The organism is Cupriavidus sp. GW822-FHT02D05 (assembly GCF_058802485.1).
Genome location: NZ_JBXAOE010000012.1, coordinates 20323 through 44796 on the forward strand (window position 1 = coordinate 20323; position 24474 = coordinate 44796).

Sequence of the window (24474 nt, forward strand, 5' to 3'; positions counted from 1 at the left end):
TTCCGTTGATTCCGTTCATTCCGTTCATTCCGTTCATTCCGTTCATTCCGCCCGCGCTCCCGATACCTTTACGATCCTTGCCCATTTGCTCATCTCCTCATCGACGAATCTGGTAAATTCCGCCGCGCTCATCGGCCGGCTGCCTGCATTCCCGTTGGTGCCGAGGTCGGTGCTGGTGTCGGCGCCCATTTCGGCGTAACGCTTGCGCAGCGTGGCGCTTGTCACAGCCTGGCCAACCGCGGCATTGAGCCGGTTCACAATGTCGGGTGGCGTATGCGCCGGCGCGAAGATGCCGCTCCAGTTGCCCACGAAGTAGCCCGGCACGCCGGCTTCGGCAACAGTCGGCACATCCGGGAGCGCGGGCGAGCGATGCGCCGAGGTCACGGCAAGCGGGCGTACCAGGCCCTTGGCGATCAACGGCAACGAGGTGGGCAGGTTGTCGAACATCAACTGCACCCGCCCGCCCATCAGGTCGGTCTGTGCAGGCGAGCCGCCGCGGTAGGGCACGTGCGTCAGTTGCGTACCGGTCATATGCTCAAAGAGTTCGCCGGACATATGAATGCTGCTGCCATTGCCGGACGAGCCCATCATCAACTGGCCCGGGTTGCGCTTGGCCAGCGCGATCAACTCCTTCACATTGCGTGCCGGCAACGTCGGGTTGACGACCAATACATTGGCACCGGAGGAGACCAGGGCCACAGGCTGGAAGTCCTTCTTTGGGTCGTAGGGCAGGTTGGCGTATAGCGTCGGGTTGATGCCGTGGGTGCCGATCGTGCCCAGCAGCAAGGTGTAGCCGTCCGCCGGTGCATTGGCGACGGCGGCCGCGCCGATGTTTCCGCCCGCACCGGCGCGGTTCTCCACCAGCACCGGCTGCCCGAGGCTTTGCGTGAGCTGCTGGCTGAGCAGCCGTCCGAAAATGTCCGCAGTGCCACCGGGCGGGAACGGCACTACCAGGCGAATTGGCCGTGAGGGATAGGTTTCGGCCAGTACCGGCCCCGCCGTGTGCAGGGCGAGCGCGGCCGCGACCGCACAGATCAGTCTGTGAAGCATGGGATGTCTCCGTTGTCGTTGTGATTGCCAGCGGCATGCTCCGGACGGAGCCGCGCCAGGCTTACTGCGCTTCGCCTGGCCTGCCGCTCAGGGATCCACACGTGGCCTCGCCCGTAAAGTCGGCGCCAGGGGGGGCGGCGAGAGGGCGCGAAGGACGGTCTTGCTGCATGGGATAGTTTGGCGCTGTCTGGGTTAGGTGAGCGGAAATGTGAAAACGATTTCCGTTTGTGCTAACTTAGCAGGCAACAAATTTGGCGTCCAACTGTGGAACGTTTTCATTAGGGAAGACCATGACGCAAAGGATTTCCGTCAGGGATGTGGCTGAGGCGGCGGGGGTTTCCATTGGCAGCGTGTCGCGGGTGCTGAACGGCACCGGCTATGCCAGCCAGGCGCTGCGAGCCCGGGTGCATGCGGCTGTGGAGGCACTGAACTATGAACCCAGCTTTGCCGCCCGCCACCTGCGCACCGGGCGTAGCAAGACGGTCGGCTACCTGGTTTCGAACATCGGCAACCCGCTGCTGGCGGCGCATTTCAGCGAAGTCGAGAAGCATATGCAGGCCGCCGGGTACTCCATGTTGGTCGGCAATACACTGGACCAGCCACGGCGCGACCGCGAACTGGTTGCGCTGTTCGAGACCCGCCGGCTAGAGGGCATCATTGCCGCGCCGAGCCTGGAGAGCGCGGACCCCGCCGACAGCCTGTTCAGCGGCTGCAGCTTACCGGTGGTGATTCTGGATCGGGAAACGCCGCTACCAATGGACGCGGTCTATTTGGACCATCGTAGCGGTGTGAAGCAGGCAATGGCGTATCTGATTTCATTGGGTCACCGCCGTATCGCGTTGTTCGGGCCCGGCGAGCACATTCGTCCAGGGCGCGAAAAGCTGCTCGGCTACCGGGATGCCCTTGCGGAGGCAGGTTTGGTGTTCGACCCGGCACTAGTCTGTATGTCACGCTCGGCGATCGATTCGTCACGCACCCAAATGGCGACCATGCTCGCTCTTTCCGCACCCCCCACTGCAATCATCGGCCTAGGAACGCGCCTGCTCTCCGGAGCCATTTATGTTGCGCGCAAGGCGGGGCTGGATATTCCCAGAGACCTTTCGGTGATCGGCATCGGTACGCCGGAGACGCTAGAGTTGATGTATCCCCCGCTAACCACGCTACGCTTTGACATCGAGCGTGCCGCGCAGGCCGCCGCACATCTGATGCTTGACCGCTTGGCCGGGGAGGGGGGGAGGCAACCGCGTAGCGTGAATGTGCCGCTTGACCTGGTTCTGGGTGAGTCGTGCGCCCCGGCAGCGCCCAGGTAGGCCAGTGGGCTGCACATGCGCCAGTTCGACGCTCGGGGCACCTTCCTGCAGGTTCACGATGGCCTGCTCAGGGCCACGGACGTTGGCCGCCGGCTGATGCGCCGGCGTATTGGCAAGGTGTTGCTATTTCTTGGATTCGTATGCCATCCGCACCGCCAGACCTGTCAGAACGCTTCCCATCAGCCAGCGCTGCACCAATAGCCACTGCGGGCGTCCTGACAGGAAGGTAGAGATCGATCCGGCCGTCACGATGATCAGTGCATTCACAGCGAGGCTGATCGAAATCTGAACGCCGCCGAGCGCCAGCGACTGGGTAAGAACGCTGCCGTGTCCTTCCGTAATAAATTGGGGAAGCAGAGACAGATACATGACGGCGATTTTTGGATTCGCCAGGTTGGTGATAAACCCCATGCTGAAGAGCTTCCTTGGGGTATCGACCGGCAGGTCGCGTACTGCAAATGCGGACCGTCCGCCCGGTTTGACCGCTTGCCAGGCAAGATATAGAAGGTACAAAGCGCCGCCAAAGCGAAGCGTATCGTAGGCGTAAGGTACCGCAAATACGAAGGCCGTAATTCCGAATGCCGCGCAGAGCATGTAGAACACAAAGCCCAGAGCAACGCCGCCCAATGAAATGAGGCCTGCGCGTCTACCTTGGCAAATTGAGCGGGAAATTAGATAAATCATGTTCGGCCCCGGCGTTAAAACCATTCCCAACGCCACAAGAGCAAACATGAGCAACTGTGCAAAATCAGGCATAACCCATCTCCAAGGATAGTAGGTAATGCCCAGGCGCGCGGCGGCTAGCAACCTCACGCTCCCCGATAGTGCCCTATCTGTATGCGCCAGTCACATGAGTGCAGAAATCATAGCACAGGAGAAAATACTTTAGGCTCGGAGGCGCCGTGGTCTTGCGCTGACAGACAACCAGCCAACCTGGGACGATCACTGGCGTCCGTCGGACTGAGATCGGCCATCGAAGAAAGAGGAAATTACCTTCTGCGGTGCCCGGATGATTCCCCATCCACAGACGTCTCTGCGCTCCACTGCGCCGCGGTGAGTCTGGAGATGAAGAAATCGGCCAACGCACTCACCTTCGCGGGCCGCGCGCGGGCAGTGGGCGTGACGAAATACAAACCACCTTCAGGCAAGCGCCAATCGGTCAAAACGGGCTCGAGCTGTTTGTCCCGGAAATACTGCGTCGCGACAAACTCAGGAAGCTCGGTGATGGCAAGTCCAGCGAGGACCGTGGGCAGCAATGCCTCCACGCTCGTTCCTCGCAACGCTCCGGTTGGTGTGACGGTGCATTCCTCGCCACTTTCATGGGTAAATCGCCAGACGTCGCGCTTACTCCTGTTGGTGTAGGTAAGGCACTGGTGGGCGCCAAGGTCTTGCGGGTGCTGAGGATGGTCATGGTGAGACAGATAGGCTGGAGATGCCACGACAAATCGCCGCACAGGTGCAATGAGACGTGCGACGAGTGACGAGTCTTCCATGATGGCGATGCGCAGGGCGGCGTCAAAGCCATCGCCAATCAGATCAGTCTGTGCGTCCGTGAGATGAAGTTCGACGGAAATATCCGGATAGGTCCGAAAGAACTCGGGCAACAGCGGAGCCACCCAGCGAGCACCAAAGGAGAGCGGCGCCGCGAGCTTTACGAGACCACGTGGCCGGCTTGACGTCTCACGTGCGAAATCCTCCGCTTCCTCAGCCTCCGCGTAGATTCTCGCCGCTCGCTCGGCAAGCGTGTGGCCATAGTCCGTGAGTGCAAGTCGTCGGGAGGTGCGGTTGAACAGTCGACCTCCCAGCCGTTCTTCAAGACGGGTAACGGCCCTGGAGACCGTGGCGACCGAGACCCCCATGGCAGTTGCCGCCGCAGCGAACGAGCCTTCTTCGGCAACTTTCGCGAACATCGCGAGCCCTTCGAAATCCGGTAGTTTTGACATCGACAATCCTGCAACGATGGTTTTCATTCATTTCTATTTCGAAAATTAGCATGACGTCATAGATTTGTCTCGTCGCACCACTCGTCGCACTTACTCGTCGCACCACGCCACCCAGGAGATAGATCATGGTACGCAGACTCGAAGGACAGTTAGCCGTCATCACCGCCGTCACGAAGACCTTGGTCCTCGCTCAGTAGCGCGGCACCACATCCCGCATCTTCCTGAAGCAGCTGCTACAGGAAATGGACATGCAAGAGACTTAAGAGATTTCCACCCCATGCGACCGCAAAGGTCCACAGTCATCGATTAAGGAGTGTGTTATGAATGACCGTACCCATGAACTGCTTGATCGCAACCTCCAGGAGGTCTTCGGCGAAGGCGACGCAGCGCGTCGTCGCGCGGCGATCGAGGCGCTCTATACCGAGGACTGCGTGCTCTACGTGCCTACGGGTGTATTCGTTGGGCACGACGCTCTCGACAAATTCGCGGGGGATCTTCGCGCGACGCACCCGCACTATGCTTACACACCGCACGGTAAGCCTCAGGCTCTCCACAACGCCGGTCGTCTGGCTTGGGGTTCTGGCCCGCGCGGCGAAGCCCCCGACTATACGGGCTGGGATGTGATCCTCGTTCGTGACGAGAAAATCGCGGCGCTCTATGTCTTCCTCGATTCCGTTCCCAACGTGCCGGCACTTCCGGAGGTAACCGTGCCATGATCGCGTTCGCGTCGCCCACAAGGGCGACGCCGGGGACACGCTCCGTCAACTTGCGGATAGGTTTTGGCCCAGCCGTGCCGCTTCTATCGCGGCGATATTGATCTTTCTCATGGTCATCATCGCGTCAAACGCGCGCCTGGCCGCAGCGGGATCGGGGTCGGATATTGCCGCGGTGAGAGCGCGCGGGGTGATCTGCCATGACAAGCCCCACCGGTCCTTGCACCAGCCGCATGTGCTTTCCTGGCCGCCGTTGCCGATGATCGCGTTCCACAAGCGGTCGGTTTCGGCCTGGTCGTCCGTCGCGATTTGAAAAGAGAATGCCTCGTTGTGCTTGAAATACGGGCCGCCGTTCAGCCCAAGGCAGGGGATGCCGGCGACGGTGAACTCAACCGTCAGGACATCGCCCTGCTTGCCGCCAGGATAGTCGCCCGGTGCGCGGTGGACAGCGCCGACAGCGCTGTCGGGGAACGTCTGCGCATAGAAGTTTGCGGCGTCAACGGCGCCACCTTCGTACCACAGACAGATCGTGTTCTTGCTGGTCATTTCGCATCTCCTGACAAGTTGGCCACCTGCATCCGCGCAGCAGTCGCAGCTACGTCGTGCGTGACTATTTTGTGGGGGTTGTGTGATCTTCGAACGCGGCGACGATGCCGTCAATCATTGCTGTGATGCGCGCGGTATGCCGAAGGTCTTGATGCGTGACGAGCCAGATTTCGTAGACCGCCCCACGTGCGGGTTCCGGCCCTATCTGCACGAGGCCGTCGTGTTCAGCCAGATGGATCGGAAGCTCACCGATGCCGAGGCCGGCCTTTACCGCGGTACGCAGCATGAGGCTGGAATTGAAGGTCGATACGATGCGCCCCGCGTGTATCGGTTCGCCAGCAAGCGTCGGTGATCGATTCCCGGTCCAGTTTCCCTGATAGGCAACGAGATCGTGGCCCGCGAAGGCGGAGCCCGCGGCGGGCTTGCCGTGCTGGTCGAGATATGCCTTCGATGCAAAGAGCGCCATGGGCCAGCGAGCCAGGCGCCGCGCGACAAGATCGGGATTATCCGGCCTGACTGAGCGGACCGCGATATCCGCTTCACGCTTTGCCAGACTTAGCATGCGCGTCGACGTGTCCAGCAGGACGCGCACTTCGGGATGCGCAGCATGCAGGCGTTCGATGGCCGGAAGCAGGAATTCGAGCGCAATCAAGTCGGTGCTGGTGACTCTTACGTCCCCCGCAAGCCGTGTATCCGTGCCTTGCGTTCGTCTGACGAGTTCGTGTGCGGCGTGTTCCATTTTTTCCGCCGATCTCAGCGCGGCCTCGCCTGCGGCGGTCAACGCGTAACCGTCAGAGGTGCGCAGGAAGAGCGTTGCACGTAGGGCGTGCTCTAGTGCCGCAATCCGTCTGCCGACCGTCGCCTGATCAAGGTTGAGCGTCCTGGCCGCGCCACGGAGCGTTTTTTCGCGCTCCACCGCGAGAAACACTCGCGCGTCATCCCAGTTCATCGTGCCGCCCTCCTGATGCAAATTTGCATCTGACAACACGAATAATGCTGCACATATTCATCAGCGTCGAGGCCTAGACTGAACGCCAGAGTTCCTCGTTCCATGATCCGCCCGGATCAATCGAGGCTCATCTATACAAGGAGTGCCATCCATGCCTGCTTCAACTTATCGTGTGCCGTCGTCCATGACGGCCATTGAGATCAAACAGCCCGGCGGTCCTGAGGTGCTGGTGCCGACTACGCGCGCGGTGCCGGTGCCGGCCACCGATCAGGTTCTGATCCGCATCCACGCGGCTGCCGTGAACGGTCCAGACGTTTTCCAGCGCAAAGGGCTCTATGATCCGCCCCCCGGCGCTTCGGACATTCCGGGGCTGGAAGTGGCAGGTCAAGTGGTTGCCGTTGGCGCCGACGTGTCCCAATTCCGGATCGGCGAACTGGTGTGTGCATTGATTCCTGGTGGTGGCTACGCAGAATATGCGGTCGCGCACGCCTGCAACACGATGCATATCCCCAAAGGCCTGACGTTGGTGGAAGCGGGGGCCATGCCCGAAACGTTGATGACGGTATGGCTGAACCTGTTCCAGCGCGGCAAGCTGGTTGCCGGCGAATCGGTGTTGATCCATGGCGGCGCGTCAGGTATCGGTACCACGGCGACCATGCTGGCGAAGGCATTCGGCGCTGCGCAAATCATCACGACAGTTGGCTCGCAGGCACATCGCGAGGCCAGCCTGGCGCTAGGCGCAGACCTCGCGATAGATTACCGCGAGGACGATTTCGTCGCCGAGGCGCAGCGGTTTACCGATGGAAGAGGTGTCGACGTGATCCTCGACATCATTGCCGGCGACTACGTGGCTAGAAACTATGACGCCGCAGCCATGGACGGACGGATCCTCCAGGTGGGCGTGATCAAGGGGCCGGCGAAGGATCTCAACGTCTTGCCGATGTTGACGAAACGTCTGACGCATATGGGTTCGACATTGCGATCGCGCACATCCGCGGACAAGGCGGCCATCATCGATGAACTCGAGCGGCAGGTCTGGCCGCACATCGAGAGCGGCAGGATCAAGCCGGTTGTCTACAAGACCTTTGCGCTTGTCGACGCTCGCGGCGCTCACGAGCTGATCGATTCCGGCACACACTTTGGAAAGATTGTCCTTACGACAGGTGCCGATCTCATTGGCTGAAGCCTGGCTTGCCGGTTTCGTGATCGACGTGAAGAAAAAGCAGCACTTCTAAAGGTCACGGACGTCTCACGATCTGCTCGGCGATCGGCCGGAGCCTGTTCGAGAACGCACGGAGGTGGGTCGCGCCACTTGCAAGCGCTAGCGCCTGTTCATCGCAAATCGTCGAAGTCTCCTGGCGCCAGCGTGAGGGCTGCTGCGCGCACGTTTTCCTCGAGGTGATCGATGGATCGAGTGCCGGGGATGGGCAGCATGACCGGCGATTTCGCGAGTAGCCATGCAATAGACAGGGCCGCATGCGTGAGGCCGTGACGCGTGGCGACCTGCTTCCCCTTGAGCGCCCGCAGGCCGCACCGACACGATGGGCGTGATGCTGCGTGCCAGATCGAGCTGCGCGACCGTCACGTTCGAGATGCCGATATGGCGGATCTTTCCTACGCGCTGCAAGTCAGCCAGGGCTCCGACCGACTCGGCAAATGGCACGTTCGGGTCAGGCGCATGGAGTTGATACAAATCGATGCGCTCCAGCCGCAAGCGCTGCAAACTGCCTTCGACCGCGGCCCGCAAATGGTCGGGGCGGCCATCCCGAACCCAGGAGCGGCGATCTGGCCGCACCAAGCCGCCTTTCGTGGCAATGACCAGGTCCGAAGGATAGGGATACAACGCCTGCGAGATCAAAGATCAAACTGCCGGCAGCCACCCCGAGGCGGGATGCCAGGCACCGAAGTCCGGTGATGTTCGACATCACGCCAGGCGGCTGGCCTCGATGCGCGGGAACACCCGCGCCAGCGTGACGCCGCGCGCGGCCATGAACAGCAGCAGCGCCGCCCATAAGCCATCGTTGCCGAACGGGCCGGCCAGCGCAAGCGCCGCCACCATGAACGCCGCGAACGACAAGGCCATCGAGTGCATCAGGTCGCGCGTGCTGGTGGCGCCGATAAACACGCCATCAAGCAAGAAGCCCCACACGGAAACCAGCGGCAGGGCAACCGCCCACGGCAGGTAGCGTACCGCCGCGTCGTGGACTGTCCGCTGGTCGGTCAGGCGGGCGATGATCCATTCTCCGGCGCAGGCATACACCAGGGAGAAGCACAGCGCCCCCACCGCGCCCCAGATCATCGTGACCCGGACCGCGCGGCGCAAGGCGTGCCGGTCCCGGGTGCCGATGGCGGCGCCCACCAGTGCCTCGGCCGCATGCGCGAAGCCATCGAGCGCGTACGCCATGAAGGTCTGGAAGTTGAGCAGCAGGGCGTTGGCCGCCAGGATCACGTCGCCTTGCCGGGCGCCCGCATGGGCGAACCAGCCGAAGCTGGCCACCAGGCAGAGCGTGCGGATGAAGATGTCGCGGTTGAGGGCGACCAGCCGCTTCAGTTCGTGCGCGTCGGCGACCACCGCCCAGCGCAGGGGCGGCAAGCCGTGCGGGCGCAGCCGCCAGAGCAGCGCGGCGCCCAGCACGAAGCCGCACGCATCGGCGGTGGAGGTGGCGGCGCCGATCCCCGCGATGCCCCAGTCGAACACATAAACGTAGAGCAGCACCGAGGCAATGTTCACCGCATTGATGAAGAGCTGGATGAGCAGGCCCAGGCGCACGCGCTGGCAGCCCAGCAGGTAGCCGAGCACCACGTAATTGCACAACGCAAAAGGCGCCGCCCAGATCCGCGCATGGCTGTAGACCCGCGCGTGATGCTGGAGTGTGTCGCTGCCGCCGATCAGGCCCAGCGCGCCGTGGATCAAGGGCATCTGCACGGCCAGCACGCCGAGCCCGATGACGGTGGCCAGCATCAGGGCGCGTGCCAGGGTGGCGCGCAGCGCCGCGCCGTCCTGGGCGCCATACGCTTGCGCGACGAGCCCGGTGGTACCCATGCGCAGGAAGCCGAAGCCCCAGAACACAAAGCTGAAGAACAGGCCGCCGGCGGCTACGCCGCCCAGGTAGGCCGGGTCCGGCAGGTGGCCGGCAACGGCGGTATCGACCACACCCAGGATCGGCTGGGTCAGGTTGGCCAGGATGATCGGGAACGCCAGCGCCAGCACGCGGCGGTGCCAGTGCGACGCGGGGAGGGCCGGCGGTGCGCTGGAAGCGCTGCCGCTGGCGGGTGACGCGACTGAAGCGGATGAAGCGGCTGAGAGGGGACTATCGGCGTCTGGCACGTTGTGCAGCAAGGGCTGGGTGTTTGGGGTCGACCGACATTATGGTCGATCCACTGCCTTGCTGCCTCGCCGGTGAACAGGAACGATGCCGCTCACCCACGCCGTACGTGCCGGGGATCAGGCGTTCACGGTGCTTCCATGGCCGAAGCCTTATTGCTGGTTGGGGGCGACAATGCCGTAGCGCTCCATTTGACGGTAGACCGTGGCGCGCGCGATACCCAGGTCAACGGCAACCTGCGTAATACGCCACTTGTTACGCCGCAGGGCAGCCAGCAAGGCCTCGCGTTCGTTGCCGGGCAGCGGCGCCGCCTCCGGGCGCGCATCCGGCCGGTTTTCCTGCGTGCTATCGAGGATCTCCGGCGGCAGCGCCTCAGTGTCGATCAATCCGTGGTCGCTCATGGCCAGCGCAAAGCGCAGCACATTGCGCAGCTGCCGGACATTGCCCTGCCAGGAATAGGCCCGCAGCAGGGCCAGCGCGGCGGGCGCCAGCACGGCCTGCATATCCAGCTGCCGGCCCTCTTCCTCGGCGATGCGCGCGATCAGGTAGTCCTTGTCGTGCCGCTCGCGCAGCGCCGGCAGGTGCAAGGTGGCTCCACACAGGCGGTAGTAGAGGTCTTCGCGGAAGCACTGCTCGGCGATCAACTGGCGCAGGTCGCGGTGCGAGGCGGCGACTACGCGCAGGTCCACCGGGACGGGTTTCTCCGCGCCCAGCGGCATCACCTCGCGCTCGGACAGCACGCGCAGCAGCCGGCTCTGCAGGTGCAGCGGCATGTCGCCGATCTCGTCGAGGAAGAGGGTGCCGCCGTCCGACTGCGCGATCAGGCCACGCATGCCTTTGCTGCGTGCGCCGGTGAAGGTGCCGGCCGTGTAGCCGAACAGCTCGCTCTCGATCAGCGATTCGGGAATGGCCGCGCAGTTGACCGCGATGAAGGCTTTGCCGCGGCGCTCGCTGGCGGCGTGCAGCGCCTTGGCCAGGACTTCCTTGCCGGTGCCGGTCTCGCCGTGCACCAGGATATTGAGCGGCTTGTTGGCAAGGCGCTTGGCCTGCAGGATCAGGCGCTGCATCTGCGGGTCGCCCGCGCCGAGCGCGTCCAGCGCGGCGCTGGCTTGCGCGCTCGGCAGCGCGGGCTGGGCGCCGGGAGAGCAGGGCCGGCCCGGTGCCCCGCGCGGGGCGATCGCGGTGGCGTAGTACAGGCCGTGGTCATGGGTGCGCACGGCGGTGCGCTCGGACGACATGCCGGCGCGCGCGATGCGCCAGAGCTCGCTCATGTCCTCGCGCAAGACTTCGGTCAGCAGGTGGCCGCGCACATCCTGCGGCTTGCCGCCGCAGTGCCCTTCGGCGGCGTCGGCCAGCCGCAGCCTGCGCCGGCCGCCGCTGTTGATGCCCCGGATGACGCCGTCGGCGTCGAAGGCGACCATGATCTCGCTGTCCACGTCCACCAGCGACCAGGTCGAGCCCAGCCGCAGGATCCATTGGTCGCGGAAGTAGCGCAGGAAATTGGCATCCTCGATCATCTGCGCGTACATGGTGGTCATCTGCAGCGCCAGGTGCTGTCCCTCGCGCGGTGCCGGGGCGCTTAGCGCGGAGACGTCGAGCACGCCCAGGAAGCCGCCGGTGGGATCGAACAGCGGTGCGCTGTTGCACGTGAGCGAGATGTGGGACACGTCGAAGTGGTCGGTCTGGTGGCAGGTCACCGGCGCCTGCTCGACGATGCAGGTGCCGACCGCGCAGGTGCCGGCGCGCGGCTCGCTCCAGTCCGCGCCGAGGTAGAGCCCGGCGTGCTTGAGCTCCTGCTCCCAGTGGTCGTTGCCGATGAAGTCCACGGTCACGCCATGGGCGTCGGTGAGCAGCAGCACGCAATCCAGGGCGGACACACGCTTGTAGAGCTGCTCCATGCCGGTACGCGCCACGCCGAGAAAGTCCTCGATCTGGTCCTTGTGTTCGCGCAGGCGCTGCGCTTCCACGATATAGGCGGGCACCGGCCGGCTCGGGTCGAGGCCATAGTCATTGAAGCAGCGCAGCCAGGAGCGCTCGATGGTGCCGTCGGCCGCGCCGGGCTGCCGCGAAAAGGCAAGCAGGCGCTCGATATGTGCCCGGTGTGCTTGTTGCAGCACGGTTGTCTCCTTGGCCGGTTCATGTGGTGGGCTGGCCGGGGCAATCGGATGCCCGGCGCAGCGCTGGCTCTACGCTAATCGATTTGGCCGCCCCCCGCAATGCGGCGGGCGGCCATCCGGCCGGCTCAGAGTTCGCGCCGTTGCAGCGCGCCGGCAATGTACCCGGCCTGGCGGATCGCCAGCGCCACGATGGTCAGGGTGGGGTTGGACGCCGAGCTGGAGGCGAACTGGCTGCCGTCGGAGACGAACAGGTTGGGGATATCGTGGCTCTGGCCCCAGCGGTTGACCACGCCGTCGCTGGCCTTGGCGCTCATGCGGTTGGTGCCCATGTTGTGGCTGGCGGGATAGGGCGGCATGTCGATCACGCGCGTGGCGCCGACCGCTTCCGACATCTTGCGGAACTGGGCTAGCCCGTGGGCGCGGATGGCGGCGTCGTTGGCGTGGTCGGTCTTGCTCACGATCGGCACCGGCAGGCCGTACTGGTCCTTCTGCGTGGCATGCAGGGTAATGCTGTTGCGTTCCTGCGCCAGATCTTCGCCGCAGACCCAGACGCAGCTCATGTGGTCGTACATTTCCAGCGCCGAGGCGACGTCGCGGCCCCAGCCGCCCGGCTTCATGAACGCGGCGGTGAAGGGCAGGCCAAGCGCCAGCCCTTCCAGGTGATAGCCGCCGAAGAAGCCGCGTTGGGTGTTGAGCCGGGCTTCGTCCGAGACCACCGCCGCCAGCGCGGTGCCGCGGTACATATAGACCGGCTTGCGGTGGATCGCCACGGCCGCCGCGGTGGTGTGGTTGAGGTAGTTGCGGCCAACCTGGCCGGAGGAATTGGCGAGACCCTGCGGGAACTTGCTGCTGGCCGAATTCAGCAGCAGGCGCGGCGACTCGATCGAGTTGCCGGCCACGCAGACGATGCGCGCGCGCTGGAACTGGCGCCGGCCGCGCTCGTCCACGTAGAGCACGCCGGTGACCTTGCCGGCGGCGTCGTGCTCGATCTGCAGCACCATGGATTGCGGCCGCAATTCTGCTTTGCCGGTGGCCACGGCGCGCGGCACCTCGGTGTAGAGCGTGGACCATTTGGCGCCGATCTTGCATCCCTGCATGCAGAAGCCGATCTGCATGCAACCCGGGCGCCCATCGTAGGGCTGCGAGTTGACCGCCATGGGCCGCACGATTTCCTTGTAGCCGATCTTGCGCGCGCCCGCCGCCAGCACCTTGTAGTGGTTGTTCTCGGGCAGGGCCGGCAGGCCGGAGGCGGCGGTGGTGGTCACGCCCATCTTCTTTTCGGCGAGGTCATAGAACGGCGCGAGCTCGTCGTAGGTGATGGGCCAGTCGATCAGGTTGGCGTCCTTCACGGCGCCATAGGTGCTGCGGTTGTGGAAGTCGTGCGGCATGAAGCGCAGCGCCACCCCGGACCAGTGCACCGTGGAGCCGCCCACACCCTTGACGATCCAGGCCGGCAGGTTGGGGTAGGTCTTGGTGTGATGCCAGCCGCCGGCCGAGATGCGCTTGTCCAGCCACGAGATCTTGTTGAACATTTCCCACTCGTCATTCTCGAAATCGGCTTGCGTAAAGTGCTTGCCGGCTTCGAGGATCACGCTGCGTACGCCGCGCTGGGCCAGTTCGTTGGCGAGCGTGCCGCCGCCCGCGCCGGAACCGATGATGACGACCACGCTGTCGTCTTTGAGGTCGAACTTCGTTGCCATGCTTGTCTCCATGCGCCGCTCCGGGGGGATTGCCGTAGCCCGGGCGGCCTCTTGTCGGGGGAATGCCGGTGCCGGCGGCTCAGAGCCAGTCGATATCGTCGAAGCCGCGGTGCAGGTAGCCGCCTTTCTCCCAGGACGAACCCTCGTAGCCCAGGAGGGGCCAGACCGCTTTGTTGTTGTAGAGGCCCGTGACCAGTTCGCCGCGCACTTTCTCGAAGAAGGGCGTGGCCTCGATGGCCTGCAGCAGTGCCACGCGATCGGTCTCCTTGGCGATTTCGCCATAAGGGCGGCCGAAGCGCTCGCGCGCCGAGGCATCCAGCGCGGCAACGCCCTGCTGCAGCAGAGTGCGCGTTGCCTTGTTGCCGGCGGCGGACTTCTCCAGCGGGACGATGGCGTCGACGTAGTAGCGGTCGGACAGTTTGTCGTGGGGAAAGATATCGCGTGACATGGCCACCAGCGTGCGCGCGGTGGCCGGGCCGAGCGCGCGCAAGGAGGCCGTCATGGCTTCGCGCGGCGGCTGGGCCAGCGCCGCCGGTACCACCGCCACGCCGATGGCGGCAAGGCCGCCGCCGCGCAGGAAGCCCCGGCGTGAAACGGTGGGCTGCTTGGGCAGGGTACGCATGGTGGTGCCGGCGCCAAGGCCGGCAGGCTGTGGGGATTTCATTGGTTTTGTCTCCAGTTTTTTGTGGGAGCGCGGTGCGGGCGTTGTCCGCCCCCCCGGCTCGGTGCATGGCATTGCTTGTCGCCGGTCGCCGCCGCCTCCCGCTGCTTTGTCGCGGCTTGTCGGGGCGGCGCCCCGTTCAGCACGGGCTGGGCACGGCGCGCAGCGCGCCGCAGGCCGGTGCCGGGCGCGCCCTGGGGCGGGGTTGGCCGGGTTCGGCGCGCTCGCCAAGCACGTCGATCAGCATGTGGTGCAGCCGTTCGGCCAGCACCGTGGCCATGAGCGGCGCGCCCAGTTGCTCTGCACAGGACGTGGTGCAGGCGCGCAGGCGGTCGGTATCGGCGGGATCGCCGCCGAGCGCGCCGCACAGCAGCGGCCATTCGGGCGGCGCAATCAGAGTGCCCGAGGTCAGCAGCACGCCGGTACGCCGTCGCACCTGTGCCAGGCCGACGATCTTGCGCTGGCCCACCACGACTTCCCAGGGCGAGAGCCCGCCGAAGCAGGCCCACTTCAGCGCATCCGCCGGCGGGGCCAGCCGCGCTTCCTCCGGCGGCACCGCATAGGCCGCGATGCCGAGGTCCCGCAGCAGCCCGGCGTGCAGCACGCCCAGCCAGCGGTAGCTCGACACCGTACCGGTGCCGACCAGGGCGTGGCCCGCCGGCAGCACGATCGAGGCCGACAGCATCCACGGGCCGGTCAGCACGGCGCCGCCGCCCGAATCCCGCTGCGCAAACGGGGTGGTGCAGCCTGCCAGGCGCTCGCGCAGGGACGCCTGCGCGCAGCCCAGCACGATGCCCGGCGCGGCGTAGGTCCACAGGCGCACGGCCGGGCGCAGCACCGGCTCCGCCAGGCGGGCCCGGTTCCAGGCTTGCTCTTCGGCGCAGCTCGCGCCGCTGGCGAGGAAGGCGGGGGCGAGCATCATAGGCCTTCCACGGTTTCCAGCCGCGTCTTGAGGTCGGTCAGGAAGCGCGCTGCCGGATAGCCGTCCACCGCGCGGTGGTCGAAGACCAGGTGCAGGCCCATCATTGGCGCCACCGCGATCCAGTCGTCCTTGACCACGGCCCGCTTGGCCACCCGCGTCACGCCGAGGATGGCGGCCTGCGGCACATTGAGGATGGGGGTGAAGCTGTCGATGCCGGTCGAGCCCAGGTTGGTCACGGTGAAGGTGCCGCGCTGGTAGGCGCCGGCCGGCAGCGTGCCGGCGCGCGCGCCGGCGGCCAGGGCGCGGCTCTCGGCAGCGATCTGCGCCACCGACCTGGTGTCCACGTCGCGCAGCACCGGCACCATCAGGCCTTCGTCAAGGCTGACCGCGAGGCCGAGGTTGATGTTCGGCATCAGCTCGATCTCCTTTTCCAGCACGCGCGCGTTCAGGCGCGGGTGCTGGCGCAGGGTCAGCGCCACGGCGCGCAGCACGAAGGCTGTGAGCGTGATCTTGCATTCGGGCCCCAGGTTCTGCTGCATGGTGTGGCGCGCCAGTTCCAGCAGGGTCACGTCCACCTCGACCGAGTGCGCCACGCGCGGCACGGCCCAGCCCGCGCTCATATTGCGCGCGATGGCGCCACGCATGCCCGTCAGCGGCACCGTGACGCGCTCGGCGGCGCTGGCCGCCGCCGTAGCCGGCGGGCCGCTCAGGACGCAAGCAAGGCTGTGACTCATGATCTCGGCTCCAGCCGGGCGAGCACGGCGCCGCGCCCGAAGGTGTCCTGCGCCGCCACTGCCAGCGCGGCGACGATGCCGTCGGCGGGCGCGACGATCTCATGCGTGGTCTTGACCAGCTCGGCCACGCCCAGCGGCTGGCCCGCGCTGACCGCGTCGCCGGGCTTGACCAGCCACTCCTGCAACAGGGCTTCGGTGCCGTCTTCCACGTCCTGCCAGACGGTGTCGGCCATCGTTACGTCGGTCATGCTGCTTCTCGCTTCAATTGATAGGAAAGAGGACGGTCCTGCACCAGGGCGCGCACCTGCGCGGCAATGGTGTCGACCTGCGGAATCACGTATTGCTCGAGCGGGCGCGAGAAGGGGATGGGCACGTCGGGCACGGCCAGGCGCCGCACCGGCGCGCGCAGCGCCACGCTATCGAGGTTCTCCGCCACGATCGCGGCGATCTCGCCGGACAGGCCGAAGCTCAGGTAATCCTCGTCCGCCACCAGCAGGCGGCCGGTCTTGGCGACCGAGCGCAGTACCGTCTCGCGGTCGAGCGGGACGATGGTGCGCAGGTCGATCACTTCCACGTCGATGCCCTCGGCCGCCAGTTGCTCGGCGGCCAGCAGCGATTTCTGCACCATCTGCGAGAGCGTGACGATGGTCGCGTCGCGGCCGCTGCGCGCCACCCGCGCCTGGCCGAAGGGAATGGCGTAGGCCTCCTCGGGGACGGCATTGGTGCTGCCCTCGAAGTAGGACATCCACGACAAGCCCATGATGCCCTTGTGGTAGCAGAACACCACCGGGTTGTCGTCGCGGATGGCCTGGATCATCAGGCCCTTGGCGTCGTAGGCGTTGGACGGCACCACCACCTTCATGCCCGGCATGTGGGCAAAGCTGGCGTACAGGCATTGCGAATGCTGGGCGGCATCGTTGTAGCCCCCGCCGATGCCGGTCATCACCACCGCCGGCAGGCCCACGCGCCCGCCGGACATATAGGTGTTCTTGGCGAGATGGTTGTAGATCTGGTCGAAGCACACCCCGAAGAAATCCACGAACATCAGTTCCGCGATCGGGCGCAGCCCTTGCGCGGCGGCGCCGATGGCCGCGCCCATGAAGGCGGTTTCCGAGATCGGCGTATCCATGATGCGATCGGGCCCGAAGCGGTCCAGCAGGCCGGTGGTGGCGCTGAAGATGCCGCCGTACTTGCCGATATCCTCGCCCATCACGAAGACGCGCGAGTCGCGCTCCATTTCCTGGCCGATGGCTTCGGCGATGGCCTGGGCCATGGTGAGCGTGCGCGTGCCCTGGGGCGCGCTTTGTGCGGTTTGCATGCGGGTCTCCTGTTTATGCTGGTGCGAGGTCTTGCTGGACGAAGACGTGTTGCAGCGCTTCTGCGGGCGCGGGGTAGGGGCTGTTGCGGCCAAACTCATAAGCGGCCTCGATGCGGGCCGAGATGGTCTGGCGCAAGGCGGCCTCGGCGCCGTCGTCTAGCAGGCCGCTGGCGCGCAGCGTGGCGCCCAGGGCGTGGATCGGATCGGCGCTGCGCAGGGTCTTGGCTTCGTCGCGCGGGCGATAGGTTTCCGGGTCGCCCTGGAAGTGGCCGAGATAGCGGTCGGTCTTGACTTCGATCAGCGTGGGGCCTTCGCCGCGCCGCGCCCGTGCCACGGCCTCGCCGGCAGCGCGGTACACCGCGACGGCGTCGTTGTGATCCACCAGCACGCCCGGCATGCCATAGCCGGCGGCGCGCACGTCATTGGAAGGTACCGAGGTGGAGGCGGACTTCTCCACCGAGATGCCGTACTTGTTGTCCTCGCAGACGAACACCACCGGCAGCTTCCACAGCGCGGCCAGGTTGAGCGATTCATGGAACGAGCCCTGGTTGGCCGCGCCTTCGCCGAAGAAGGACACGGCTACCCAGTCCTTGCCCAGCTTGCGCGCCGCCAGCGCGGCGCCGCAGGCCTGCGGCGAACTCGCGCCGACGATGCCGCTGCAGGAGAACTTGGTTTCGGGATGGAACAGGTGCATATGGCCGCCCTTGCCGCGCCCGAGCCCGGTGGCCTTGCCGAACATCTCGGCGGTCATGGCATCGAGCGGCACGCCCTTGGCGATGGCGAAGTGGTGCGAGCGGTGCGCGCCGACCACGGTGTCCTCCGGCCGCAAGTGCGCGCATACGCCCACCGCCACCGGCTCCTGCCCGGCTGCGAGATGCATCTCGCCGGGCACCGGGCCGGCGCCGATGTCGAAGGCCAGGCCTTTCTGGATCTTCGGCGGCAGCTTGCCTTCGAGGTAGACCTTGGCCATGGTCTCTTCGTATTGCCGGATCTCGATCATCTTCTCGTACATCCACAGAAGATGGCTTGGGGTGGGTTCCATTCGGGGTCTCCTCTTGCTTTCGTTTCAGCGGCCGGCTGCGGTGCCGGACCAGCCTGAATTGCAAGAGTGGTGCCAGCGCGGGCGGGAAGCCCCGCGCCCGGCCCGCGGCTTCCCGCCAGGCCTTGCCGCAGGCCGGATACGCGTGGGGAGGGCCGGCCTGGCGCCAGGCCCGCGGCAGGCATCTGTCGCGCCGGGCGGCGAGACAGATGTCGCATCGGGCGGGACATCTGTCGCCGTCGGAGGCGGCTTTTCCGCAGGCAAGGCGCGCGAGGGGGGCGGAGTGCCGGCCAAGCCTTGCGGCAGGCAGATCAGCCGTTCTTCTTCGAAAGACCGTAGAACTCGAAATAGACGGCGTAGATCAGCATGACGTAGTTGAGCAGGTCGACCCAGGTAAGCGGATCGCCGCCAAAGCCGGGGACGATCTCCGCTTCATGCAGCACGGCGCCGGCAAACCATCGCGTATAGGCAAAAAAGGAGATCAGTCCAAGGCCCCAGCAGGATGCCGCGCGTATGGCCCGGTTCGTGCCGACACCGAACCGGGTCGGCCAGTTGCCGGCAACGTTGGCCCAGAAGATCAGCCAGAAGGCAATCCATACGCCTAGCTGCGCGGGCCAGCTTGGAAGCATCGCGCCGATTTTTTCAACGGCGCCGGGCGGGATGAGGACCCATCTGAGCAACGCCAGATGCACGGCATAGAGCGCAGTGCCCAGCAAGAAGTTGCCGGTCAGCGCGGCGAGCGCCATATGGCTTTTCCGGGCCAGCCTGTTCCACGGCCAGTTGTCGAAGATCAGGAATGTCGTCAGCCACGCCACGATGACGGAATAGAACCAGCCGATCGCCACCGGCAACGGCAGCAGGGTCGCATGCGGCGCGGTGGTGGCCGACACGCTGGGATAGATAAGCAGGAAATAGCCCAGGCCCGTGAGGCAACAGCCGGCGGCGATTTGAGCAAGGCCGTTAGCCGCGGGGCTCAGGCCGCTGTCGGACCATGGCCATCCGGCCATGCCTGTCGCCAGTATGCCGAAGCCGTAGAAGCCGATCAGCACGATCAGGCCGGCCGCGCCGTAGCCGGCGCCGTTGATGGCGCTGAATGCCGGATCCAGTGCGCCGTAGCCATGGACCAGCGCGGCGGGCACGGCGAAGGAGAGCGCCAGCGTCACGACCGTGGCGGCGCAGCCGCGCACGGGCTGCTTCAGCGCTGAGAATCCCGCCATGCCGAAGTTGAAGCCGATGAAGACCAGCACCAGGATGCCCCAGAAGAGGTACATGCCAAATGGCTGGGGGGCGTATTTCCAGACGGCCTGGGCAGGGTCGGCGAACAGGCGCCATACGCCAAGGCTGATGCCGTGCACGATCAGGAAGACGGCCACGGAGAATGCCAATGGCCGCAGCGCTAATCCGGCAGGCGCGAGCGCTGGTGTGTCTTGAGCTTCGATATGGGGGCTGAGGGGTTCCATGACCGGCATGTCCAGTACGATGAAGGCCCGGCACGCGAGGCGCGCGCTGGCCGCTGCGCGACGCTGCATCGCGTGAGGCCCGCATGCCGGTGGGATGGGAGGGTGGCCGCGTTGGTCAACGCGGCGCGTTGGAATGAGCGGCCGTCAAGCCGTCAAGCCGTTAAGTCGTCAAGCTGTCCGGCGCTCAGGCCGCCAGGCTGGCAACCGGCTGGACGATGATCTTGACGTTGCCATCCTTGTTGTTGACGAGTTCTTCGAAGCCGTGCGACACAATGTCGGCGAGGGAGATCCGCCCGGTGATGAGCGGCTGCACGTCGATGCGGCCATCGGCGATAAAGCGGATCACGTCGGCGAATTCGCCGTTATAGGCGAGCGATCCGATGATTTCCTTTTCCGTCGATACGATCTCGAAGAAATTGAACGCGCTGGGCTCTTCGAAGATGCCCACCATCACGCATTTCCCGGCCTTGCGGATCACGTCGATGGCAAGCTTCGCCGTGGCCTTGTTGCCGATGCACTCGAAGGACACATCCGCGCCATAGCCGCCGGTCAGCGCCTTGACCTCCGCGATCGCGTCGCATTCCTTGGGATCGATGACGACGTTGGCGCCAACCTCCAGCGCCTTCTTCTTGCGCGCCGACGACATTTCGAGCGCGATGATGCGGCCTGCGCCCGCCGCCTTCGCGCACATGATCGTGCACAGGCCGATGGTGCCGGCGCCGACCACCACAACCGTCTGGCCGACGATGTTGCCGGCTTTCTTCACGGCATGCAGCCCTACCGCCAGCGGTTCGATCAGTGCCCCCGCCTCGGTGGGGAAGTTCTCCGGCAGCTTGTAGAGCAGCTCCGCCGGCACGTTGACGTATTCCGCGAATGCGCCGTTGTTCATCAGGCCGGTGAATGCGAGACTCTCGCAGATGTTGTACAGGCCATGGGTGCAGTAATAGCATTTTCCGCAATGCTGGCAGGCATCCGCGGTGACGCGTTCGCCGACCTTGAAACCGGTCACGCCTGCGCCCAGTTCCGCGATCTCGCCACTGAACTCGTGGCCCAGAATGCACTGCCCCTTCAGTCCGGTGAGCGGGTGGGGATGGTCCACCGGGATAAAGACCGGGCCCGCGACATATTCATGCAGGTCCGACCCGCAGATGCCGCACCAATGCACGCGGATCTTTACCCATCCTTCGGCGGGCTTGTCCGGGACGCGTACCTCCTCGACGCGGACATCGTGGCGACCCCGCCATACGGCGGCCTTCATGCTGGGCTGATGCACCGAACCTTCGTTGCTCACGGTTGTGTCTCCATCGTAGTTGTGGGGAATCGACGAAGGACCATGCGGGTGCCGCGGATCAGTGTGTGGCGTGGCCTTCGTGCAGGAAGGAAATCGCATGAACCATGCCAGAGAGGACGGCGGACGAGGGCGGATGCCGAAGGTGCTGCGCGCGCTGCGGCGCAGCGTGGGCAGGGCGCAGGCGCAGGCAGGGTGAAGCGTGGGCCGCGCGGGGTTATTGCTGCGATACAGCACGACGCCGGCGAGGGCCCGGCAAGCTACGGCGCGGCCCGCGTGAGACGGCCCGGCTCGATCCGGTGAGACACCGTGCCTCAGTCCGCCTCGTCCGCCGGAGACCAGGGCACCGACGCCGGCAAGGACGCCGAACCCGGGTAGACAATGCCGTATCTGGCCATCTTGCGGTAGATGGTCGCGCGGCTCATGCCCAGTGCCTTGGCGGTTTCCTTGACGCGCCAGTGGTGGCAGGCGAGCATCTGCGCGATGTGCTCCCGTTCGAGAAGCTCGCCGGGGCGCAGGCCGGCACTATCGGATGCCTGCGCGGTGACTGGCGGGCTCGCGGGCTGCGGCGCCGCTGGTGCGGCATCGGCCGGGCAGCGCAGATAGTCGGGAAGATCTTCGGCAACAATGACGCCTTGGGCCGCGGCCAGCGCGCATGCGTACCGTAATGCCATGCGCAGCTGCCGTACGTTGCCGGGCCAGCGATAGCGGCGGATGCATGCCATTGCCTCCTCGGACAGCGCGGACCGGGTGCCGTGCGCCTGGGCTTCATCCGCCAGGAAGAAGTCGACGAGCTCGCCAAGGTCGGTGCGATCGCGCAGGGGAGGCAGCCGGAACACGGCGCCAGTCAGGCGATAGTAGAGGTCTTCCCGGAAGGTGCCTTCGGAGACCATGCGCGCAAGGTCCCTGTGGGTGGCGCAGATCAGGTTGATATCGACCCGCACCGATTGCTCGGAACCCAGCGGCACCAGCTCGTTCTCAGCCAGCACGCGGAGCAGCCTGGTCTGCAGCGGCAAAGCCATGTCGCCGATCTCGTCCAGGAACAAAGTGCCTGCGTGCGCCTGGAGTATCTTTCCCTTGAGCCCCTTGCGCTTTGCGCCGGTGAACGCGCCTTCCGCGTAGCCGAACAGCTCGCTTTCGATCAGCGTATCCGGGATGGCCGCACAGTTGACGGCGACAAACGGCTGCGACGCGCGCAGCGAACCACGATGCACGGCGAGCGCGAACGCCTCCTTGCCTGTTCCCGTCTCGCCTTGCAGCAGCACGGGAATACGCCGGTCGATGATCTGGAGCGCGCGGGCGAGATGCGACGAGACCTGTGGGTCGCCGGTGACCAGACGATCGCTGGCGATGGCACGGGCCGCGGGCTCGGCGTGGCCGGTGGCCGGGTGTCCCGGCGACAGCGATAGCGTGCGCAAGGCTTGGCGTGGCGGGCGAAGTCTAGCGAAAAAGCGGTCCCCGCCACGGGTCAGGCGCAACGGGAACATCTCCAGGCCGCTGTTCAGGTCGATGACCTGTCCGGCATTGAGATCGAACAGATGCTGGACGTTCGCCGGAATCGCGGTGTATAGCGTGCTCAGCATGCTCCTTGTCTGCCGGTTCATCGATGCGATGTTTCCGGCATCGTCGAACGCAATCAGCAGTTCGGGGTGCAGGCTCAGGTAGTCCTGGCTGCGGTGCAGGTACAGGGTCCACAGGTGGCCGGTATCGTGGAGCAGGTAAGCGTTCTCGATCATCTCCGCCGCCTGGCATACCCAGGCGTAGATCAGTTCCTGCGAATCCCGGTTTTCACTGTTTCGCACGGCCGATACGTCCAGCACGCCGGTGAGTTCGCCGGCTGGCGAGATAATGGGTGCGGCGGTACAGGTCAGGCAGGTGAACGCTGCCCTGAAGTGATCCTCGGTGTGGACGGTGATGGGTTCCTTGTCGGCCAGCACGCAGGCCACCCCGCTGGTTCCCTCGGCGTCCTCCGTGAAATAGCGGCCGTGATACAGGCCGTGCTGCCGATATTCCTTGCGGCGGTCTTCCTGCCCACGAAAATCGATCAGGGCGCCGTCGGCGTCGGCCACCAGCACGCAATAGCCCGCCTTGCCGACGACGCCGTGCAAGCGCTCCACCACCGGGCTCGAGAAGCGCAGCAGGGCCTCGGCGCGATTGCGCCTGTCTTTCAGCTCCGTCGCACTGATGACGCGCGGGCCGGACGTATTTCCCGGATCCAGCTGAAAGGTATTGAGCGAGCGGGTCCAGGAGCGAAACAGGCGCGCCTGCGCCGCCGCTTCATGGAATGACGCATTGTCGACCACGGATGAAACGCGTCGTGCGTGTTGCAGTGCATATGATTGCGTCATGCCAGCTTCCTCAACATGCGTCACTCCAATGGCAAGGTGCGTCAGCGTTCGATAGGTCGCCGTGGCTGCGTTGTATGCCACTATCTCGCGGCACCGGTCAGCGTGCCGCGTCTTTTTAGCACATCCCGAACCGGCGCTCACATTGCAGTGCAGCACGGGAGGCGCGCCAGACGCGATTCGTACCTTGCGCAAGGCGGGACCCGAATCTCTCCCAGCGCCTTCCTTGGCGCCGACGAATCCGGCAACCAGATCCCGCTTGCGCGTTACGCCTTGCAGGGCAATGTCGTCGTTGCCGTCTCGCCCGCCCCGATGCCGCCGTGGTCCCGCGACCATCGGGCCGGGTCGGCCAGAAAATGCTGCAGTTCGTCAATGCCGCGGCTGTCCACGTCGCCGCTGTCACGCGCGGCTTGCAGGATGTCCTGCCAGTTCGCGAGGGAATGGATCTTGGCCTGCCAGGGGGCGAGGATGCGCTCGGTGGGGAACGTGCCGTAGTCGAGCACCACGAAGATGTCCGTCACCACGGCGCCGGCGGCTGCCAGCGCCTCGCAGAAGATCCGCTTGGAGCGCGCCGCGGCCATCATGTCGTCCACCAGCAGCACGCGGTCGCCGGCGTTGACGGCCCCCTCGATCTGCGAGGCGGGCCCCAGTCCCTTGGCTTCCTTGCGCACATAGAGCAGCGGGAGGGCCAGGGCTTCGGCCATCCAGGCGCCAAATGCGATGCCGCTCGATTCGGCGCCGACCACGGCATCGATGCCGTCGATCCGGTTGCGTTCCCGCAGCAGCGTCAAGCCGCGCTGGATCAGCGCCTTGCGCAGTGCCGGAAACGAGATCAGCCGGCGGCAGTCGATATAGACCGGGCTGGCCCAGCCGGAGGGCAGCCGGAACGGCTCGTCCGTGCGGAATTTCACGCAGCCGGCATCCAGCAGGGCCTGGCCTACCGACAAGGACAGGTCGGGTTGAGGGCGTAGTTGAGACATGCAGGGCTCCAATGCTCCAGTGCTTTTGTGCTTTTGTGCTTTTGTGCTTCAGTGCTTCAGTGTTTGTGCTTGG

22 protein-coding genes, 1 pseudogene and 1 riboswitch are annotated in these 24474 nt (G+C 65.4%); of the genes and pseudogenes, 3 read left to right on the plus strand and 20 right to left on the minus strand.

The annotated features are described in order from the left end of the window. Positions 1-42: 42 nt before the first annotated feature. Complete coding sequence (locus AC1RQK_RS17205) at positions 43-1050, minus strand: Bug family tripartite tricarboxylate transporter substrate binding protein (protein ID WP_492810026.1); 1008 nt, start codon at positions 1048-1050, stop codon at positions 43-45. A gap of 290 nt (positions 1051-1340) precedes the next feature. On the opposite strand from AC1RQK_RS17205, the gene AC1RQK_RS17210 reads away from it, so the two are divergent. Continuing rightward, on the plus strand, positions 1341-2360 hold the full coding sequence (locus AC1RQK_RS17210) for a LacI family DNA-binding transcriptional regulator (RefSeq protein ID WP_492373735.1): 1020 nt from the start codon (positions 1341-1343) through the stop codon (positions 2358-2360). Positions 2361-2483: 123 nt separating this feature from the next. Here the strand turns inward: AC1RQK_RS17210 and AC1RQK_RS17215 are convergent, their stop codons facing one another. Together AC1RQK_RS17215 and AC1RQK_RS17220 are read right to left on the minus strand one after the other, a co-directional pair. Continuing rightward, positions 2484-3116: a LysE family translocator gene (locus tag AC1RQK_RS17215; protein WP_492373734.1), complete on the minus strand. Its 633-nt coding sequence runs from the start codon at positions 3114-3116 to the stop codon at positions 2484-2486. 20 nt (positions 3117-3136) lie between these two features. Beyond that, positions 3137-3220, minus strand: a riboswitch (ZMP/ZTP riboswitch). Positions 3221-3349: 129 nt separating this feature from the next. After that, positions 3350-4303 (minus strand): LysR family transcriptional regulator, encoded by a 954-nt coding sequence (locus AC1RQK_RS17220; protein WP_492810328.1) that lies wholly within the window; start codon positions 4301-4303, stop codon positions 3350-3352. A 320-nt stretch (positions 4304-4623) separates the two neighbouring features. Here AC1RQK_RS17220 and AC1RQK_RS17225 point away from each other — a divergent pair, with 320 nt between their 5' ends. Continuing rightward, on the plus strand, positions 4624-5019 hold the full coding sequence (locus AC1RQK_RS17225; protein WP_492373733.1) for a nuclear transport factor 2 family protein: 396 nt from the start codon (positions 4624-4626) through the stop codon (positions 5017-5019). Positions 5020-5064: 45 nt separating this feature from the next. Here the strand turns inward: AC1RQK_RS17225 and AC1RQK_RS17230 are convergent, their stop codons facing one another. Beyond that, a complete protein-coding gene (locus AC1RQK_RS17230; protein ID WP_492810029.1) occupies positions 5065-5562 on the minus strand; it encodes a VOC family protein in 498 nt (165 codons plus the stop codon). A 64-nt stretch (positions 5563-5626) separates the two neighbouring features. Then, positions 5627-6511 (minus strand): LysR family transcriptional regulator, encoded by an 885-nt coding sequence (locus AC1RQK_RS17235; RefSeq protein ID WP_492810031.1) that lies wholly within the window; start codon positions 6509-6511, stop codon positions 5627-5629. A gap of 151 nt (positions 6512-6662) precedes the next feature. Here AC1RQK_RS17235 and AC1RQK_RS17240 point away from each other — a divergent pair, with 151 nt between their 5' ends. Then, complete coding sequence (locus AC1RQK_RS17240) at positions 6663-7694, plus strand: NAD(P)H-quinone oxidoreductase (protein ID WP_492810033.1); 1032 nt, start codon at positions 6663-6665, stop codon at positions 7692-7694. A gap of 149 nt (positions 7695-7843) precedes the next feature. Here AC1RQK_RS17240 and AC1RQK_RS17245 read toward each other — a convergent pair whose 3' ends face one another. The 15 genes and pseudogenes from AC1RQK_RS17245 to AC1RQK_RS17315 all read right to left on the minus strand — a co-directional run bounded on the left by AC1RQK_RS17245 (position 7844) and on the right by AC1RQK_RS17315 (position 24401). Further along, complete coding sequence (locus AC1RQK_RS17245) at positions 7844-8077, minus strand: aldo/keto reductase (RefSeq protein WP_492810330.1); 234 nt, start codon at positions 8075-8077, stop codon at positions 7844-7846. Further along, a pseudogene (locus AC1RQK_RS17250) lies at positions 8052-8369 on the minus strand (aldo/keto reductase); the annotation flags it as partial. The gene AC1RQK_RS17245 and the pseudogene AC1RQK_RS17250, both read right to left, overlap by 26 nt. A gap of 66 nt (positions 8370-8435) precedes the next feature. After that, on the minus strand, positions 8436-9839 hold the full coding sequence (locus AC1RQK_RS17255; protein ID WP_492810035.1) for an MATE family efflux transporter: 1404 nt from the start codon (positions 9837-9839) through the stop codon (positions 8436-8438). Positions 9840-9989: 150 nt separating this feature from the next. Next, complete coding sequence (locus AC1RQK_RS17260; protein WP_492810037.1) at positions 9990-11954, minus strand: sigma-54-dependent Fis family transcriptional regulator; 1965 nt, start codon at positions 11952-11954, stop codon at positions 9990-9992. 125 nt (positions 11955-12079) lie between these two features. After that, positions 12080-13654 carry a GMC family oxidoreductase gene (locus AC1RQK_RS17265; RefSeq protein ID WP_492810039.1) on the minus strand — a complete coding sequence of 525 codons (1575 nt, stop codon included), beginning with the start codon at positions 13652-13654 and terminating at the stop codon, positions 12080-12082. 79 nt (positions 13655-13733) lie between these two features. Next, positions 13734-14318, minus strand: coding sequence for a gluconate 2-dehydrogenase subunit 3 family protein (locus AC1RQK_RS17270; protein WP_492810041.1), 585 nt, complete (start codon positions 14316-14318; stop codon positions 13734-13736). 136 nt (positions 14319-14454) lie between these two features. Continuing rightward, positions 14455-15237 carry a lipoyl protein ligase domain-containing protein gene (locus AC1RQK_RS17275; protein WP_492810043.1) on the minus strand — a complete coding sequence of 261 codons (783 nt, stop codon included), beginning with the start codon at positions 15235-15237 and terminating at the stop codon, positions 14455-14457. Next, the gene (locus tag AC1RQK_RS17280) at positions 15234-15971 is read right to left on the minus strand and encodes a 2-oxo acid dehydrogenase subunit E2 (RefSeq protein WP_492373723.1); all 738 of its coding nucleotides are present in this window, start codon (positions 15969-15971) and stop codon (positions 15234-15236) included. The genes AC1RQK_RS17275 and AC1RQK_RS17280 overlap by 4 nt, the downstream gene beginning before the upstream one ends. Beyond that, positions 15968-16219 carry a lipoyl domain-containing protein gene (locus AC1RQK_RS17285; RefSeq protein ID WP_276264419.1) on the minus strand — a complete coding sequence of 84 codons (252 nt, stop codon included), beginning with the start codon at positions 16217-16219 and terminating at the stop codon, positions 15968-15970. Before AC1RQK_RS17285 ends, AC1RQK_RS17280 begins: the two co-directional genes overlap by 4 nt. Next, positions 16216-17289: an alpha-ketoacid dehydrogenase subunit beta gene (locus AC1RQK_RS17290; RefSeq protein ID WP_492810046.1), complete on the minus strand. Its 1074-nt coding sequence runs from the start codon at positions 17287-17289 to the stop codon at positions 16216-16218. Before AC1RQK_RS17290 ends, AC1RQK_RS17285 begins: the two co-directional genes overlap by 4 nt. A gap of 13 nt (positions 17290-17302) precedes the next feature. Beyond that, on the minus strand, positions 17303-18331 hold the full coding sequence (locus AC1RQK_RS17295) for a thiamine pyrophosphate-dependent dehydrogenase E1 component subunit alpha (RefSeq protein ID WP_492810048.1): 1029 nt from the start codon (positions 18329-18331) through the stop codon (positions 17303-17305). A gap of 308 nt (positions 18332-18639) precedes the next feature. Next, the gene (locus AC1RQK_RS17300) at positions 18640-19788 is read right to left on the minus strand and encodes a hypothetical protein (protein ID WP_492810050.1); all 1149 of its coding nucleotides are present in this window, start codon (positions 19786-19788) and stop codon (positions 18640-18642) included. A 184-nt stretch (positions 19789-19972) separates the two neighbouring features. Next, on the minus strand, positions 19973-21046 hold the full coding sequence (locus tag AC1RQK_RS17305; protein ID WP_416050472.1) for a 2,3-butanediol dehydrogenase: 1074 nt from the start codon (positions 21044-21046) through the stop codon (positions 19973-19975). 344 nt (positions 21047-21390) lie between these two features. Further along, positions 21391-23424, minus strand: coding sequence for a sigma-54-dependent Fis family transcriptional regulator (locus AC1RQK_RS17310; RefSeq protein WP_492810052.1), 2034 nt, complete (start codon positions 23422-23424; stop codon positions 21391-21393). 263 nt (positions 23425-23687) lie between these two features. Then, a complete protein-coding gene (locus AC1RQK_RS17315) occupies positions 23688-24401 on the minus strand; it encodes an orotate phosphoribosyltransferase (RefSeq protein WP_492810054.1) in 714 nt (237 codons plus the stop codon). Positions 24402-24474: the final 73 nt, after the last annotated feature.